Source organism: Streptomyces sp. NPDC087440 (genome assembly GCF_044744005.1).
GTDB lineage: Bacteria > Actinomycetota > Actinomycetes > Streptomycetales > Streptomycetaceae > Streptomyces.
The window spans coordinates 525,118-540,718 of sequence record NZ_JBIUXN010000002.1 but is presented as its reverse complement, the minus strand read 5'-3'; the positions used below and the strand labels follow the sequence as shown (position 1 = coordinate 540,718).

15 protein-coding genes are annotated in these 15,601 nt (G+C 71.5%); 11 read left to right on the top strand and 4 right to left on the bottom strand.

Annotated elements, in window-relative coordinates; translation table 11 throughout:
* Positions 1–281 precede the first annotated feature (281 nt).
* Entirely contained in the window at positions 282–659 is a 378-nt protein-coding gene (locus ACIO3O_RS07275; RefSeq protein ID WP_401743434.1) for a hypothetical protein, read from the top strand.
* A 115-nt stretch (positions 660–774) separates the two neighbouring features.
* Here the strand turns inward: ACIO3O_RS07275 and ACIO3O_RS07270 are convergent, their stop codons facing one another.
* A complete protein-coding gene (locus tag ACIO3O_RS07270) occupies positions 775–1,179 on the bottom strand; it encodes a pyridoxamine 5'-phosphate oxidase family protein (RefSeq protein WP_401742972.1) in 405 nt (134 codons plus the stop codon).
* Positions 1,180–1,335: 156 nt separating this feature from the next.
* Between ACIO3O_RS07270 and clpB the strand changes: the two genes are divergently transcribed.
* On the top strand, positions 1,336–3,948 hold the full coding sequence (gene clpB, locus ACIO3O_RS07265) for an ATP-dependent chaperone ClpB (protein WP_401742971.1): 2,613 nt from the start codon (positions 1,336–1,338) through the stop codon (positions 3,946–3,948).
* Positions 3,949–4,081: 133 nt separating this feature from the next.
* Positions 4,082–4,618 (top strand): YbjN domain-containing protein, encoded by a 537-nt coding sequence (locus ACIO3O_RS07260; protein WP_401742968.1) that lies wholly within the window; start codon positions 4,082–4,084, stop codon positions 4,616–4,618.
* Positions 4,619–4,628: 10 nt separating this feature from the next.
* Here ACIO3O_RS07260 and ACIO3O_RS07255 read toward each other — a convergent pair whose 3' ends face one another.
* A complete protein-coding gene (locus ACIO3O_RS07255) occupies positions 4,629–5,846 on the bottom strand; it encodes a hypothetical protein (RefSeq protein ID WP_401742965.1) in 1,218 nt (405 codons plus the stop codon).
* A 314-nt stretch (positions 5,847–6,160) separates the two neighbouring features.
* On the opposite strand from ACIO3O_RS07255, the gene ACIO3O_RS07250 reads away from it, so the two are divergent.
* Positions 6,161–6,373, top strand: coding sequence for a hypothetical protein (locus tag ACIO3O_RS07250; RefSeq protein ID WP_401742963.1), 213 nt, complete (start codon positions 6,161–6,163; stop codon positions 6,371–6,373).
* Positions 6,374–6,393: 20 nt separating this feature from the next.
* Here the strand turns inward: ACIO3O_RS07250 and ACIO3O_RS07245 are convergent, their stop codons facing one another.
* Together ACIO3O_RS07245 and ACIO3O_RS07240 are read right to left on the bottom strand one after the other, a co-directional pair.
* Positions 6,394–7,404: a LuxR C-terminal-related transcriptional regulator gene (locus ACIO3O_RS07245; RefSeq protein WP_401742961.1), complete on the bottom strand. Its 1,011-nt coding sequence runs from the start codon at positions 7,402–7,404 to the stop codon at positions 6,394–6,396.
* A 133-nt stretch (positions 7,405–7,537) separates the two neighbouring features.
* The gene (locus ACIO3O_RS07240) at positions 7,538–8,749 is read right to left on the bottom strand and encodes a pyridoxal phosphate-dependent aminotransferase (RefSeq protein WP_401742958.1); all 1,212 of its coding nucleotides are present in this window, start codon (positions 8,747–8,749) and stop codon (positions 7,538–7,540) included.
* 121 nt (positions 8,750–8,870) lie between these two features.
* On the opposite strand from ACIO3O_RS07240, the gene ACIO3O_RS07235 reads away from it, so the two are divergent.
* From ACIO3O_RS07235 to fbaA, 7 genes are all read left to right on the top strand, one after another.
* The gene (locus tag ACIO3O_RS07235) at positions 8,871–9,167 is read left to right on the top strand and encodes a hypothetical protein (RefSeq protein ID WP_401742957.1); all 297 of its coding nucleotides are present in this window, start codon (positions 8,871–8,873) and stop codon (positions 9,165–9,167) included.
* A 322-nt stretch (positions 9,168–9,489) separates the two neighbouring features.
* Positions 9,490–10,023 carry a DUF2617 family protein gene (locus tag ACIO3O_RS07230; RefSeq protein WP_401742955.1) on the top strand — a complete coding sequence of 178 codons (534 nt, stop codon included), beginning with the start codon at positions 9,490–9,492 and terminating at the stop codon, positions 10,021–10,023.
* Positions 10,024–10,172: 149 nt separating this feature from the next.
* Positions 10,173–11,873, top strand: a complete 1,701-nt coding sequence (locus tag ACIO3O_RS07225; protein ID WP_401742953.1) for a polyamine aminopropyltransferase — start codon at positions 10,173–10,175, stop codon at positions 11,871–11,873.
* An 89-nt stretch (positions 11,874–11,962) separates the two neighbouring features.
* Positions 11,963–12,895, top strand: a complete 933-nt coding sequence (locus ACIO3O_RS07220) for an SRPBCC domain-containing protein (RefSeq protein ID WP_401742952.1) — start codon at positions 11,963–11,965, stop codon at positions 12,893–12,895.
* Positions 12,896–12,921: 26 nt separating this feature from the next.
* Positions 12,922–13,737 (top strand): aldose 1-epimerase, encoded by an 816-nt coding sequence (locus ACIO3O_RS07215; RefSeq protein ID WP_401742950.1) that lies wholly within the window; start codon positions 12,922–12,924, stop codon positions 13,735–13,737.
* A 44-nt stretch (positions 13,738–13,781) separates the two neighbouring features.
* Positions 13,782–14,321 (top strand): orotate phosphoribosyltransferase, encoded by a 540-nt coding sequence (pyrE, locus tag ACIO3O_RS07210; protein WP_401742948.1) that lies wholly within the window; start codon positions 13,782–13,784, stop codon positions 14,319–14,321.
* Positions 14,322–14,552: 231 nt separating this feature from the next.
* A complete protein-coding gene (gene fbaA, locus ACIO3O_RS07205) occupies positions 14,553–15,575 on the top strand; it encodes a class II fructose-bisphosphate aldolase (RefSeq protein ID WP_401742947.1) in 1,023 nt (340 codons plus the stop codon).
* Positions 15,576–15,601: the final 26 nt, after the last annotated feature.

Below are 15,601 nucleotides of genomic sequence, written 5' to 3'. Positions count from 1 at the left end.
ACGTGCCTGGATGAGCCATCGTCTTCATCACGGGGTTGAGGAAGCCACCAAGTGAGGACGAAGCCGACTATGCGTAAGAGAATGCTTCGCTCTGTGCTTGTCGCCGCTGCTACTGCGGGACTTGCGCTCGGAGTGGGCGTTGGCGTGAATGGTGCTGCCGCATCGCCGACGGGCCTTGACCGGGGTGCGACGCAGACGTTCCGGGTGCCGGACCTGGGCTGGGGCGTAGCCTCAGGTGAGGGCCGTTCCTCCACTTCTGCCAAGACCGACCTGGGCTGGGGCTGATGATGACGTCGGACGACCCTTCTTTCAGACGCGAAATGGCCCGGGTCATGCGCGGCGGCTGGCACCTCATCGATCTGGTCTCCGCGCTCCCCGAGCCCGGTGACTCGCTGATGGTGACCCTCTTCGGCGATCCGATCCTGGTCGTCCGTGAGCGGGACGAGGAAGTCCGTGCCTACCGGTGTCTGCGCCGCCCGCGCGGTGCGCCGCAGCCCATCCGGTGCGAGATCCGGTACGGCAACATCTTCGTCAACCTGGAGAAGGCCGACCACCAGCTGTACGAGACGGGCGGCGCCCCACGCGTCACCCCCCACCCCGTCTCGCGCACCGGCCGGCCCGCCCAGCGGGCCGCCACAGCCACCCCCCGCAGTGCCTGACGCGATTCCCCCGTCGCAGTAGATCGCCCAGGCGCTTCCCCCACACAGCGACGTCCTCGTGAACCTGAACACGAGGACGTCGCTGTGCTGTGCCCGGAAACAATCCCGACAGGGGTCAGGCCATGCCCAGACGCCGGGTCAGCGTGATTTCGAGGACGACCCGCTCCGGGTTCTCCCTCGGCTGCCGCCCGTAGCGCTCCGCGTACCGGCGTTCCGCGTCCGCGACCTCCTGCGCCGATTCGCGCACCCGGGCCACCCCCTCCAGCGTCGACCACCGCGCGCCCGCGACCTGGCACACGGCCACCCGCGCCCCCGCCTCGCCCGCCGCCCTCACATGCACCGCCTTGCGGCTGCCGCGCGAGCAGATCACCCGGGCGACGCCCTGCTCGACGTCGTACGTCACCCCTACCGGCACCACGTGTGGCGTGCCGTCCCGGCGCAGGGTAGTGAGGGTGCAGAGGTGGTACTCGCTCCAGAAGGCGCGGAATTCCGGGCTGGGGTCCTGCAGGTCGATGGCCATGGGGCGCAGATTAGCGCCCGGGGCGACCCGCTTTCGTAAAGCTGAGTGGAATAGACTCAACTTTGTGCACGTTGGATGAGTCATAGAGGTCGTGCCGCAGGGCACGCGCACAGCAGCTGTCGATGCCGTGAGGGCGTACAGGAGGAGAGTGCAGACGTGGAAGCCGAGCTGACCAACAGGAGCCGGGACGCGATCAACGCGGCCACCAACCGGGCCGTGACCGACGGCCACCCCGATCTGACCCCCGCGCACTTGCTGCTCGCTCTGCTGGAGGGCCAGGACAACGAGAACATCACTGACCTGCTGGCGGCCGTGGAGGCCGACCAGGCTGCCGTACGGGCCGGGGCCGAGCGGATTCTCGCCGCCCTGCCCAGCGTCACCGGGTCCACGGTCTCGCCCCCGCAGCCCAACCGCGACATGCTGGCCGTCGTCGCCGACGCCGCGCAGCGCGCGAAGGAGCTGGGGGACGAGTTCCTGTCCACCGAGCACCTGCTCATCGGGCTCGCCGCCAAGGGCGGTCAGGCCGCCGACGTACTGAAGAACCAGGGTGCGAGCGCATCGAAGCTGCTCGATGCCTTCGAGAAGAGCAGGGGAGGACGCCGGGTGACCACTCCGGACCCGGAGGGCCAGTACAAGGCCCTGGAGAAGTTCGGCACCGACTTCACGGCCGCCGCGCGCGAGGGGAAGCTGGACCCGGTCATCGGCCGTGACCAGGAGATCCGGCGGGTGGTGCAGGTGCTGTCGCGCCGGACCAAGAACAACCCCGTTCTCATCGGTGAGCCCGGTGTCGGCAAGACCGCCGTGGTCGAGGGGCTGGCCCAGCGCATCGTGAAGGGGGACGTGCCCGAGTCGCTGAAGAACAAGCGGCTCGTGTCGCTGGACCTCGGCGCGATGGTGGCCGGTGCCAAGTACCGGGGCGAGTTCGAGGAGCGGCTGAAGACCGTCCTCTCCGAGATCAAGGAGAGCGACGGGCAGATCATCACGTTCATCGACGAGCTGCACACCGTCGTGGGCGCCGGGGCCGGTGGGGATTCGGCCATGGACGCGGGCAACATGCTCAAGCCCATGCTGGCGCGCGGCGAGCTGCGCATGGTCGGTGCGACCACGCTGGACGAGTACCGCGAGCGCATCGAGAAGGACCCCGCCCTGGAGCGGCGCTTCCAGCAGGTGCTGGTCGCCGAGCCGAGCGTGGAGGACACGATTGCCATCCTGCGCGGGCTCAAGGGGCGGTACGAGGCGCACCACAAGGTGCAGATCGCCGACTCCTCGCTGGTGGCGGCGGCGACGCTGTCCGACCGGTACATCACCTCCCGCTTCCTGCCCGACAAGGCCATCGACCTGGTGGACGAGGCCGCCTCGCGGCTGCGGATGGAGATCGACTCCTCGCCCGTCGAGATCGACGAGCTCCAGCGGTCGGTGGACCGGCTGAAGATGGAGGAGCTGGCGCTCAAGAACGAGACCGACCCCGGTTCCGTCCAGCGCCTGGAGAAGCTGCGCCGCGACCTCGCCGACAGGGAGGAGGAGCTGCGGGGGCTGAACGCCCGCTGGGAGAAGGAGAAGCAGGGCCTCAACCGGGTCGGTGAGCTGAAGGAGAAGCTCGACGAGCTGCGCGGCACCGCCGAGCGCGCCCAGCGCGACGGCGACTTCGACACCGCCTCCCAGCTGCTGTACGGGGAGATCCCCGGCCTGGAGCGCGAGCTGGAGGAGGCCGCCGAGGCCGAGGCCGAGGTCCGTGACGTCGACACCATGGTCAAGGAGGAGGTCGGCCCGGACGACATCGCCGATGTGGTGGGGTCCTGGACCGGCATTCCCGCCGGACGCCTCCTGGAGGGCGAGACGCAGAAGCTGCTGCGCATGGAGGCCGAGCTGGGCAAGCGGCTGATCGGGCAGAGCGAGGCCGTACAGGCCGTCTCCGACGCCGTACGCCGTACGCGGGCCGGGATCGCCGACCCCGACCGGCCCACCGGGTCCTTCCTCTTCCTCGGTCCCACCGGCGTCGGCAAGACCGAGCTGGCGAAGGCCCTCGCGGACTTCCTCTTCGACGACGAGCGCGCCATGGTGCGGATCGACATGAGCGAGTACGGGGAGAAGCACTCCGTCGCCAGGCTGGTCGGTGCCCCGCCCGGCTACGTCGGGTACGAGGAGGGCGGCCAGCTCACCGAGGCCGTGCGGCGGCGTCCGTACAGCGTCGTGCTCCTGGACGAGGTGGAGAAGGCGCACCCGGAGGTCTTTGACGTCCTCCTCCAGGTCCTGGACGACGGCCGCCTCACCGACGGCCAGGGGCGGACGGTGGACTTCCGCAACACCATCCTGATCCTGACGTCGAACCTGGGCAGCCAGTACCTGATGGACCCGGCGACCGCCGAGGACGTCAAGAAGCAGCAGGTCCTGGAGGTCGTACGGTCCTCCTTCAAGCCGGAGTTCCTGAACCGGCTGGACGACCTGGTCGTCTTCTCCGCGCTCAACAAGGAGGAGCTGGCCCACATCGCCGAGCTCCAGGTGGCCCGCCTCGCCAAGCGGCTCGCCGACCGGCAGCTCACCCTGGACGTCACCCCCGACGCCCTGGCCTGGCTGGCCGAGGAGGGCAACGACCCGGCGTACGGCGCCCGCCCGCTGCGCCGCCTCATCCAGACCGCCATCGGCGACCGCCTGGCCAAGGAGATCCTGGCCGGCGAGGTCAAGGACGGCGACACGGTCCGCGTGGAGCGGGTCGGGGACGGGCTGCTGGTGGGTCCGGCCACGACCGTGGCGACGGAGAAGAAGCTGTAAGGGGTACGAGCCGGTGCCAAGGGTGCGATTCGCGGTGTTCTCTCAGCGCGCAGCGGATCGCACCCGCCGGGGCTTGCGTTCACCCTCCCGGGATGGGAGAGGATGACCGCAACCGTACGAAGGGAAATACACGGTGAGCATCGACCCGTCCTCGATTCCGAATTTCGGGGGACAGCCCGAACCGCAGCCCGAGGGACCGGCAGGCCCCGTCATCCCCGACCAGGACCTGGTCAAGCAGCTCCTGGACCAGATGGAGCTCAAGTACGTCGTCGACGACGAGGGTGACCTCGCCGCGCCGTGGGAAGAGTTCCGCACGTACTTCATGTTCCGCGGCGAGGAGGACCAGCAGGTCTTCTCGGTGCGGACGTTCTACGACCGCCCGCACAGCATCGAGGACAAGCTCCAGCTGCTGGAGCTCCTGGACGACTGGAACCGCCGCACTCTGTGGCCGAAGGTCTACAGCCACACCCACGACGACGGCTCCGTCCGCCTCATCGGCGAGGCGCAGATGCTGATCGGCACGGGTGTCTCCCTGGAGCACTTCGTGTCGTCCACGGTGAGCTGGGTCCGCGCCTCCATCGAGTTCGACAAGTGGGTCGTCGAGCAGCTCGGCCTGGAGAAGGACGTCGACTCCGCCGAAGAGGGCGACAAGGGCGACGACGAGGCCTGAGCCTCCCCCGTCACATCGGCATCGGCGCGACCGTCAGCAGGTACGTCCCGTACGCCATCGAGAGCCCGGCCAGGGCTGCGGTCACCGTGATCGCGGCCCTCGGCCGGGCTTTTGCCATGGCGCAGGCCAGGGGGAGGAGCAGGGGGAAGGCGGGCAGCAGGAAGCGGGGCTTGGACTCGAAGAAGCCCGCGCCGCCGACCGCGATGAGGACCAGCACGCCCGTGTAGAGGAGCAGCGCGAGCGGGGGGCGGCGGTCCATTCCGTACGTCAGCAGGGCGAGGAGGAGCACGCCGACCGCGACGATGACCAGCGCCATCGGGAAGCCGAACCGTTCCGGCGCGCTGACCAGGTGCCTGATGAACTTCAGGGTGCCCGAGCCGAAGTCGAAGCGGGACGACCAGCCCGCCTGCACCGCGAAGTAGCCGCCGAGCGGATCGCCCGTGCGGATGCCGACGTGCAGGACGTACGAGGCCCAGCCGAGCGGGGCGAGCAGTGCCCCCGTCCAGATCCGCCAGCCGCGCTGCCGCCCCTTGAGGAGTTCGTACGCGGCCGTCAGTACGACGGCGGCCACCAGCGCCACCGCGTTCGGCCGGGACAGGCCCGCCAGCGCGGCGAGCGAGCCCGCGAGCAGCCAGCGCCGGGTGAGCACCCCGTACAGCGACCAGGCGGACAGGGCGACCAGGACGGGCTCGGTGTACGCCATGGACAGGACGACCGCGTGCGGGAGCAGGCCCCAGAGCGCGACCGTGACGGTGGCGACCCGGCGGCCGTAGAGGCGGTCCACCACCGCGAAGACGCCCCAGGCGGCGGCCAGCGCGGCCGTCCAGGAGATCAGGAGGCCCGCGCCGCCGGGGGTGACCGGGAGGACGGTGCCGACCGCGCGGATCAGGCCCGGGTAGAGCGGGAAGAACGCCAGGTCGCTCTGGACGACCTCGCCGCCCGCCAGGAGCCTGGTGTGGCCGTAGCCGTGCGTGGCGATCCGGGTGTACCAGAGGGAGTCCCAGGACTGGCCGAGGAGGCGCAGCGGCGACTTGCCGATGTGCCAGGCCCACACGGCCATCAGCAGCATCCCGGTCAGCCGTGCCGCCGCGAACGCGCCGAGCGCGGGGGCCGCCCGCAGGAACGCCGCGCGCAGGGCGGTGGACGGGGTGCGGCGGGCCGCCGGGGGTGCGGCGGGGGTCGTGGACTGGGCGGGGACGACGGTGTCGACGGAGGTGTCGACGGACACGGGGCTACCTCCGGGCGGCGGGGACGGTCGCGGGGCGACCGGGGACCGGTCGTCCCGACCTTGATCGGCCCCGGCGCCGTCCGCTACCGGAGGTCGGCCGACCGGGTGTACGGGGAAGCGTACGGGGTGTCAGCAGAGCTGTGCAGGAAGGTTTTTGCCCTCCCGTGCCGCACCGGCCGCTTCTGCAACAAGCTGCACCGGAGCGTGCAGGAAGCTGCGCGCCGTCGGCCGCGGCGGGCCCGCTCGCCGATGGGACGGTAGGCAGGCGCGGAAAGCGCAGGTCAGACAGGGTGCCGACGAGGGGAGACACAGCCGTGTCCGCAGTACAGACAGAACGGAACAACCCGGAGACCGTCAAGCCGGCGCTGGTGACCGGCCTGCTCGTGGTCGCCCTGATCGTGGGCACCAGCTCCCTCGAAGGCGTGCTGCGCAACGTGGTGGGCGGCGCGCTGGCCGTCGCACTCCTCGTCTCGGCGGGCTTCACCGGTGCGGCGATCAAGCGGAGCAGGCTGCGGCAGCAGGGCTGAGGCCCGGTGCCGCCCCGGGGCTAGATCCACCCCCGCTCGCGCGCCAGCAGCGCCACCTGGAAGCGGTTGGTCGCGCTCAGCCGCTCCATCAGGGACGCCACGTGCTTGCGGTACGTACGGACCGAGATGCCCAGGTCACGGGCGCCCGCCTCGTCCTTGTCGGCCGTGTAGAGCGTTTCGAGCACCTGCCGCTCGACGCCCTCGGGCCGGGCCCCCGGTGACGGCGTGTCGCCGGGGGCGGCCGGGAGCGGGTCGGCGGCGTCCCACATCCGCTCGTACAGCGTGACCAGGGTCGCGACCAGCCCGGGTTCCCGGGTGAGCAGCGCCCCCTTGCCGGTGTTCCGCGGGTCGATCGGGGTGAGGGCCACCGCCCGGTCGCAGATGATCATGCGCTCGATCGGCTGCCGCGCGATGCGTATCTCGCAGCCCTTGCGGCTGAGTTCGCGCAGGTAGGCCATGGTGCCGGGATGACCGACGGCGGCCGGGCCGAGCAGGCTGCGCATCGTGACGCCCCGGCGCAGGACGCGCATGTCCAGCGGCCGGGAGTGGACGATCGACTGCGGGGTGAGGATGCCGTCGGGCTGCGCGGTGAGGTTCTCGGAGCGGGTGAAGAAGGTCATCTCGTCGATGGCCGCCCGGATGTCGGCCTGGTTCTCCAGGCGTTGCACCGGCGGGCCCTGCTGCCCCGGCCGGGCGTCGGCGGCCGGGGCAGCCGCGCGTTCGCCGAGCAGCGAGTCGACCACGCCCGAGTGCGCCACCCCCGCCTCCAGCTCGTCCTGGAAGCGGGCGAGCCGCCGCTCCACCAGGCGCTCCACGGCCTTGCCCGGCGACACCGGCCGCAGCACGCCGTCGTGCAGGGCGGCGAGACCCAGCTCGACGACCCGCCGCCCGTGCGCCTCGGCGGCCTCGGCGGGCAGCCCCAGCCGCAGGGCGAACGTGTCCGCGTCGGCCTGGCCCAGCCGCAGCAGCAGCCGGTACGCCCGCTCGACGTCCCCTCCGGCCTCCAGGAACTCCAGATTCGGCCCGGTCACGGCCCCCGCCTTCCCCCGTTGCGTACGGCTTGCGCACCGCTTGCGCACGGCGCGCGTACGGCTGGTCGGGCCGTACTGCTCCGCGGGCACATGGAATCACCCCGTCCGCCGGGCGGGCCAGTGCCGCCGCAGGTCAGGACAGTGTGAGCCCCTTCAGCCGGGTCACGGCCTCCTGGAGGACCTCGGTCCTCTTGCAGAAGGCGAAACGGACAAAGGGGGCACCGGCCGTGCGGTCGTCGTAGAAGACCGCGTTCGGGATGGCCACCACCTGGCACCGCTCGGGCAGTTCGCGGCAGAAGGCGAAGCCGTCGTCCGTGCCGCCCAGCGGGCGGATGTCGGTCGTCACGAAGTACGTGCCCGCCGGCCGGTACACCTCGAAGCCTGCCTCCGCGAGGCCGGTGCTCAGCAGGTCGCGCTTGGCGCGCAGCTCGGTGCGCAGGCCCTCGTAGTACGTGTCGGGGAGAGCCAGGGCCTCGGCGATCGCGTACTGGAAGGGGCCCGCCGAGACGTACGTCAGGAACTGCTTGGCCGAACGGACCGCCGCCACCAGCGCGGGCGAGGCCGTCACCCAGCCGACCTTCCAGCCGGTGAACGCGAAGGTCTTGCCGCTGGAGGAGATGGTCACCGTCCGCTCGCGCATCCCGGGGAAGGAGGCGAGGGGGAGGTGCTCGACGTCGTACACCAGGTGCTCGTACACCTCGTCGGTGACGACGAGGAGGTCGTGCTCAACGGCGAGGCGGGCGATCTCGGTCAGTTCCTCGCGGGTGAGGACGGTGCCGGTGGGGTTGTGGGGGGTGTTGAGGAGGATCAGGCGGGTGCGGGGGGTGATCGCGTCGCGGAGTTCGTCCAGGTCGAGGTGGTACGCGCCGTCCTTCGGGCGGAGCTGTACGGGGACGCGGCGGCCGCCCGCCAGGGCGATGCAGGCCGCGTAGCTGTCGTAGTACGGCTCCAGCGCGATCACCTCGTCGCCGGGCTCCAGCAGGGCCAGGAGGGAGGCGGCGATGGCCTCGGTGGCCCCGGCCGTGACCAGGACCTCGGTGTCGGGGTCGAAGGAGAGGCCGTGGAAGCGGAGCTGGTGGTCGCTGACGGCGGTGCGCAGTTCCGGGACGCCGGGGCCCGGCGGGTACTGGTTGCCCCGGCCGTCGCGCAGCGCGCGCACCGCCGCCTCGCGGACCTCCTGGGGGCCGTCCTCGTCGGGGAAGCCCTGGCCCAGGTTGATCGAGCCGGTCGAGACGGCCAGCGCCGACATCTCGGCGAAGATCGTCGTGCCGAATTCGGCGAGGCGGCGGTTGAGGAGCGGGCGGGGGGCGTCCGGTGATCCTGCGGAGGTGGTCATGGCGGCCATCCTGCGCGGAACCTCTGGACTTGCTCAAGTGTGCTTTGGGCGGGACGGCGTTCGGGAATCCCCCTTCCACGTGCGGAGGGAACGCCCTCCGCTCCGGGGGAACGGAAGGACGGTGAGGGCCGTGACCGGTCTCTTCATCGCTTTGGGTGTGATGGTGGTCGTGGTGATCGCCATCTTTGCGAAGGTCAGGAGCACGCCGGACCCGAACCGGCTGCGGAAAGTGCCGACCGCGCGGCCCCACCCGCACACCAAGAGGAAGCGCCGTGCGAGCCGCAGGGGTTCCTGGTCGGGCGGCGGCGGCGCGTACGTCTGCGGGGGCGGCGGGTCGTCCTGCGGAGGTTCCTCCTCCTGCGGGGGTTCCTCGTCCTGCGGCGGCGGCGGCGGTGGCGGTGGTGGTGGCTGCGGCGGCGGCAGCTGAAGGCCTCCGGCGGAACGGCTGACACGGGGCAGCTGATCCGCCGGTACGGGGCGGTGCGCGCCCGGTGGGAGCAGGGGGAGGACTCGTACGCGTGTCCTCCTTCTCAACTCCCGCCGGGCGCGCTTTTGTTGAACAGTTGAACCGTGTGGCCCCCGAGGGGATGGAAACCCCGCCAGATTGGGTAAAAACGCTAGGTGCGCCGCACACTTCATGATTCCCTCGCTGTGGAAATTCCCCGAGCGGGCGGTCCTCCAGCTCCACCCCGATACAACACCGGCGTGCCCCTGGCCCACCCCCCACTGCGTGTTTGCGGAGCCACCCCATGCTGACGACCCTGAAGACCGACTACACCGACACGTGTGCCTCCGATCTGGCCTGGGCGCTCGGCCGGGAGCCGCTGCCCGCCCTCGCCGTCCTCGACCTCGAACTCGGCGGCGCGACCCTTCAGCTGCGTCTGCTGGGCGCGTCCCACCAGGTGCTCCTGTCGGAGGGGGACGGCTACTGCTCGGAGACCGTCGCCTGCATCCCCGGCAGCAGGACCCCGCTCCCGCTGGGGGTGTCCAAGCAAGTGGGCGACTGGGACTACGAGTTCGCGGCCCGCGTGGAGAAGCTCTCGGAAGCCGCCTTCGCGGGCCGGGCCCAGGAGCTGCTCGCCCTGGTCGCCGATCACCCCAACGGGCTGGCGGGAACGTTTCCCGGCAGCCCGTACGCGTTCACCGCGCTCCTCGCCCAGCACGAGGACGGCGGCCGGGTGAGCTGGCGGACCTGGCACGCCTACCCGCAGGAAGGGCAGTTGGTCGTGACCCGGACGCGGGTCGGCACCCGGGTCGGCACGCGGGTCCCGGCGGGGGTCTGAGCCGCACCGCCATCGGGGCGGAGCGCGGCGGGGACCGGTGAACCGCGGTGTGCGCCGCACGCGGATTCCGCGTTGTATGCCGTACGTGCCCCAGGTGCACCCGTGTGGGTGACACGTTGCGAGTGGGTGGTGACGTAGCGTTGCCCAACATGATCCAACCGGCCTCCGCCCCAGCCGGGCCCGACTCCGCCGGACCTTCCGCCGGCCCCCCGCACCGCCCCGCCGGACGCGTTCCGGTGCAGGGCGGCCGGGGCCCCGGGGCGGGGCAGCCGCTTCCGGTGAGTCCGCGGACGGCCAGGTTCCTGGTGCTCGCGGTGGTGTTCCTGTGCGCCGCCTGCGGTCTGGTCTACGAACTCGAACTGGTCGCCCTCGCCTCGTACTTGATCGGCGACTCGGTCACCCAGGCGTCCGTGGTGCTCTCCACGATGGTCTTCGCGATGGGCGTCGGCTCGCTGCTCGCGAAACGGCTGCGGTGCCGGGCGGCCGTCGGCTTCGGGATGCTGGAGGCGGGACTGGCGGCGGTGGGCGGCAGTTCGGCGCTGGTGCTGTACGCGTCGTTCGCCTGGTTCGGCGGCGCACGGTACGTCCTGGTGGCGTTCTCGCTGGCCATCGGCATCCTCATCGGGGCGGAGATCCCGCTGCTGATGACGCTGATCCAGCGGATCGGGCGGGGGCCCGACCCCGGCGAGGGGGACGACGCCAGCGGTGACGTGGCGGACCTCTTCGCCGCCGACTACGTGGGCGCGCTCGTCGGCGGCCTCCTCTTCCCCTTCTTCCTGCTCCCGATGCTCGGGCAGCTCACCGGCGCACTGCTCACGGGGGCGGTGAACACGGCCGCCGGGGGTTCCCTCGTGCTGTGGCTCTTCCGCCGCGAGCTCACGCGCCGCAACCGCTGGCTGCTCATCGGCGTCAACGTGGCGGTGCTGGCCTCTCTCGCCACCGCGACCGTGCTGGTGGACGACTTCGAGCGGGCGGCCAGGCGGGCGGTGTACGGGGACCGGGTGCGGGTCGCCGTGCAGACCGACGCGCAGGAGGTCGTCATCACCGGCAGCGCGTCCGGCCCCATGGACTTCTTCCTGGACGGCCGGCTGCGGGTCTCCAGCCGGGACGAGTACCGCTACCACGAGGCCCTGGTGCACCCCGCGATGCGCGGCAAGCACGCCCGCGTGCTGATCCTGGGCGGCGGTGACGGCATGGCCGCCCGGGAGGTCCTGCGCTACCCCGACGTCCGCTCGGTGACCCTCGTGGAGCTGGACCCCGGGGTCGTCCGCCTCGCCCGTACCGACCCGGCGCTGGTCGCCCTCAACGGCGGCGTGCACCGGGACCCCCGGCTGACGGTGGTCAACGCGGACGCCTTCGGCTGGCTGCGCTCGGCGCCGCTCGGCGGCCTCCCGTACGACGTCGTCATCTCGGACCTGCCCGACCCCGGCATCACGGCCGCCACGAAGCTCTACTCCCAGGAGTTCTACGGGTTGGCGGCTGACGTCCTGGCCCCCGGCGGCCGCATGGTCGTGCACGCCGGGCCGATCGGGGCCCGCCCGCACGTCTACTGGACCGTCGAGGCCACCCTGCGCGCGGCGGGCCTCGCCACCCGGCCGTACCGGGCGACCGGCCGCCTCTCCGACTTCAGCGCGGGCCCGGACCGCTCCTCGGGGAACTCCCGCGCCCCGCGCGACTGGGGCCTGATCCTGGCGGCCCGCACCCGCCCCGGACTGGGCATCGAACCGGACGCCCCGCACCTGCGCTCCCTGACCGTGCCGCTGCTGCTGGAGGGGGCGAGGTCGGCGGAGGCGGCCCGGCTGCGGGGGGTCGGGGCGTCGACGCTGGTGCATCCCCGGTACGGGCAGTGAAGGCCCGGGGGTCCCGGGGGCGACTCCGGGCAAGACTTCTGGGCAAGACCAGGGTGTGAAGCCGGTGAGCCTGAGTAGGCTCAGGAACCATGGACCATGAGGTGCTCGTTCCGGTTCTGCCCGCCGCCGTCAGGCACACGCTCGCCGACCCCGCCCGGGTCGCCCGCTGCCTCCCCGGCTTCCAGCAGGACGCCGACAAGTCGTCCACCCCGCTGACCGGACGCCTGAAGGTCCGGCTCGGCGGACACACCATCACCTATCGGGGCGCCCTGACCGTCACCGCCGCCCCCAAGGGGCCCAAGGGCGTCTTCACCGTCGAGGGCGAGGGCGCCGAGGCCCGCGGCAACGGTTCCGTGAAGCTGACCCTGACGGTACGCACCGCACGCCACGACGACGGTACGAAGCTGAGCTTCAGCGGCACCGCCCACGGCGACGGCCGCATCACCGAACTCGACGCCCCCACGGTCGAGTCCGCCGTGCACCGCCTCCTGGACCGCTTCGGGAGCAGACTCGGCACGGAGGCCGCCGGTCCCGGCCCGCGGCCCGCACCGCAGCGCGACCCCAAGCCGGACCGTGACGCCAAGCAGGACCGCACCTCCGGGCCGGACCGCACCTCCCGGCCCGACGAGCCGCGCGCCTCCGTCTTCGAGACCGAGGTCCCGCAGCCCTCCCTCGACCGCCTCAGCGACGAGGAACTCACCGAGGACGATCCCCTCCCCGGCTCGGGCCCCACCCGCGAGGACGAGGAGATCGCCCTGCGCGAGGCCCTCGCAGGGCTGCCCGGCGAACTGCCGGACGCCTTCCCCGACGAGCCGCCCGCCGAGGCCGCGCACGCCCGCCGCACCATGATCGGCCGCAGCGCCGAAGAGGTCGACCACGCGCCGCCGCGCGGCCGGTACGCCCCCGTCATGGCCCCCGCCCCCGCCTCCGGCACGTTCACGCTGCGCCGCCTGGCCCCCGCCGCGGCCCTCGCGGTGGCCTCGGCGGTGGTCGTGGGACGGGTGCTGCGGCGGCGCAGGTGACGTCGGGGCTGGGTAGGGTCCGGGGCGTGAGTAGCGAAGAGAAGAAGAACACCGGTGTGGTGCTGACCGCCGGCGACGTCGAGGTGACCGTCGACCCGGCGGACGGCTGCCGCGTCGAGAGCCTGCGCATCGGCGGCACCGAGGTGCTCCGCCAGCCCGAGAACGGCAAGCACTTCGGCAGCTTCCCGATGGTCCCGTGGTGCGGCCGCACCGAGAACGGCCGCTTCCGCGACGGCGACAAGGTCCACCAGCTCCCGGTGAACTCCCCGCCGCACGCCATCCACGGCACCGGCCGCGACGGCCGCTGGCGCACCGCCGTGCGCGACACGGCGTCGGCCTCCTTCACGTACGACCTCACCAGCCCCTGGCCGTACGCGGGCCGCGTCACCCAGCTCTTCGAGCTGACGCCGGACGCGCTCACGCTCACCATGGGCGTCGAGACGTACGACAACTCCTTCCCGGCACAGGTCGGCTGGCACCCCTGGTTCCGCCGCAACCTCGGCGGCCAGGACGTGACGCTGGACTTCACCGCCGCCTGGCAGGAGGAGCGCGGCGAGAACCACCTCCCCACCGGGCGTCGCATCGACCCCCTCCCCAGCCCCTGGGACGACTGCTTCGGCATGCCCGACGGCGTCGACGTCACCCTCACCTGGCCCGGCGAGCTGGAGATCAGGGTGACCAGCCGCGAGGAGTGGGTGGTCGTGTACGACGAGCAGGAGGCGGCCGTGTGCGTCGAGCCGCAGACCGGCCCGCCGAACGGGCTCAACACCCTGCCGCGTCTGGTCACCCCGGTCGACCCGCTGGAGGCGTCGACCACGTGGACGTGGCGGCGGCTGGGCTGAGGCCGTGGCGGCAGGGCTCCCGGCCGCCACTTAAGCTCGTCACCATGACTGACGTACGCGCTGAACTGCTCCAGCAGATCAAGGACAAGGCCGTGGTGCACGGCAAGGTGACCCTCTCCTCGGGTCTGGAGGCCGACTACTACATCGACCTGCGCCGGATCACGCTGGACGGCGAGGCCGCGCCGCTGGTGGGGCAGGTCATGCTGGACCTGACCGCCGACCTCGACTTCGACTGCGTCGGCGGGCTGACGCTCGGTGCCGATCCCGTCGCCACGTCGATGCTGCACGCCTCCGCCGCGCGCGGTCAGCGGCTCGACGCCTTCGTCGTGCGCAAGGCGCAGAAGGCGCACGGCATGCAGCGCCGCATCGAAGGCACCGAGGTCAAGGGCCGTCGCTGCCTGGTCGTCGAGGACACCTCCACCACCGGCGGCTCCCCGCTGACCGCCGTCGAGGCGGTCCGTGAGGCCGGCGGCGAGGTCGTCGCGGTCGCCACGATCGTCGACCGGGGCGCGGCGAAGGCCATCGCCGACGCCGGAGTGCCGTACCTGACCGGCTACCAGCTCGGCGATCTTGGTCTGGGCTGAAGTTGTGACCTAGGTCCCGGTCCCGCTGCGGCAGGGCTGTGACCTGGGGTTTTGTCTGAGGTCGGGGTGTTTCACGTGAAACACTCCGACCTTTGTGCATTCCGGGACACGGGACGCGGAGGTCCGCCGGGTGGAGTCCCGTGAAGAGTCTGGAAAGATGGGCGACGACGATGACGTCGCCCCCAGGTCAGGGACCAGCACGCACACCCGCATATCCCAAGGAGCGGACAGATGCCCATCGCAACCCCCGAGGTCTACGCCCAGATGCTCGACCGGGCGAAGGCGGAGAAGTTCGCCTACCCGGCGATCAACGTGACCTCGTCCCAGACTCTGCACGCCGCGCTCCGTGGCTTCGCCGAGGCCGAGAGCGACGGCATCATCCAGATCTCCACCGGTGGTGCGGAGTTCCTGGGTGGCCAGCACAACAAGGACATGGTGACCGGCGCGGTCGCCCTGGCCGAGTTCGCGCACATCGTCGCCGCGAAGTACGACATCACGGTCGCGCTGCACACGGACCACTGCCCCAAGGACAAGCTGGACGGCTACGTCCGTCCGCTCCTTGAGGTCTCCGCCGAGCGCGTCAAGGCCGGTCGCAACCCGCTGTTCCAGTCCCACATGTGGGACGGCTCGGCCGAGACCCTGGCCGACAACCTGGCCATCGGCCAGGAGCTGCTGGCCAAGGCCGCCGCCGCCAAGATCATCCTTGAGGTCGAGATCACCCCGACCGGCGGCGAGGAGGACGGCGTCAGCCACGAGATCAACGACGAGCTGTACACGACGGTCGACGACGCGCTGCGTACCGCCGAGGCGCTGGGCCTGGGCGAGAAGGGCCGCTACCTGCTGGCCGCCTCCTTCGGCAACGTGCACGGCGTCTACAAGCCGGGCAACGTCGTGCTGCGTCCGGAGCTGCTGAAGGACCTCCAGGAGGGTGTGGGGTCCAAGTACGGCAAGGCGTCGCCGTTCGACTTCGTCTTCCACGGTGGTTCGGGCTCGACGGCCGAGGAGATCGCCACCGCGCTGGAGAACGGCGTCGTGAAGATGAACCTCGACACGGACACGCAGTACGCCTTCACGCGTCCGGTCGTGGACCACATGTTCCGCAACTACGACGCGGTGCTGAAGGTCGACGGCGAGGTCGGCACGAAGTCGAAGTACGACCCGCGTACGTGGGGCAAGGCCGCTGAGGCGGGTATGGCGGCGCGGGTGACGGAGGCTTGTGCGGCGCTTCGTTCCACGGGGACGCGGCTGAAGTAGTTCTCGCTTCTGGGAAGGGCCCGGGC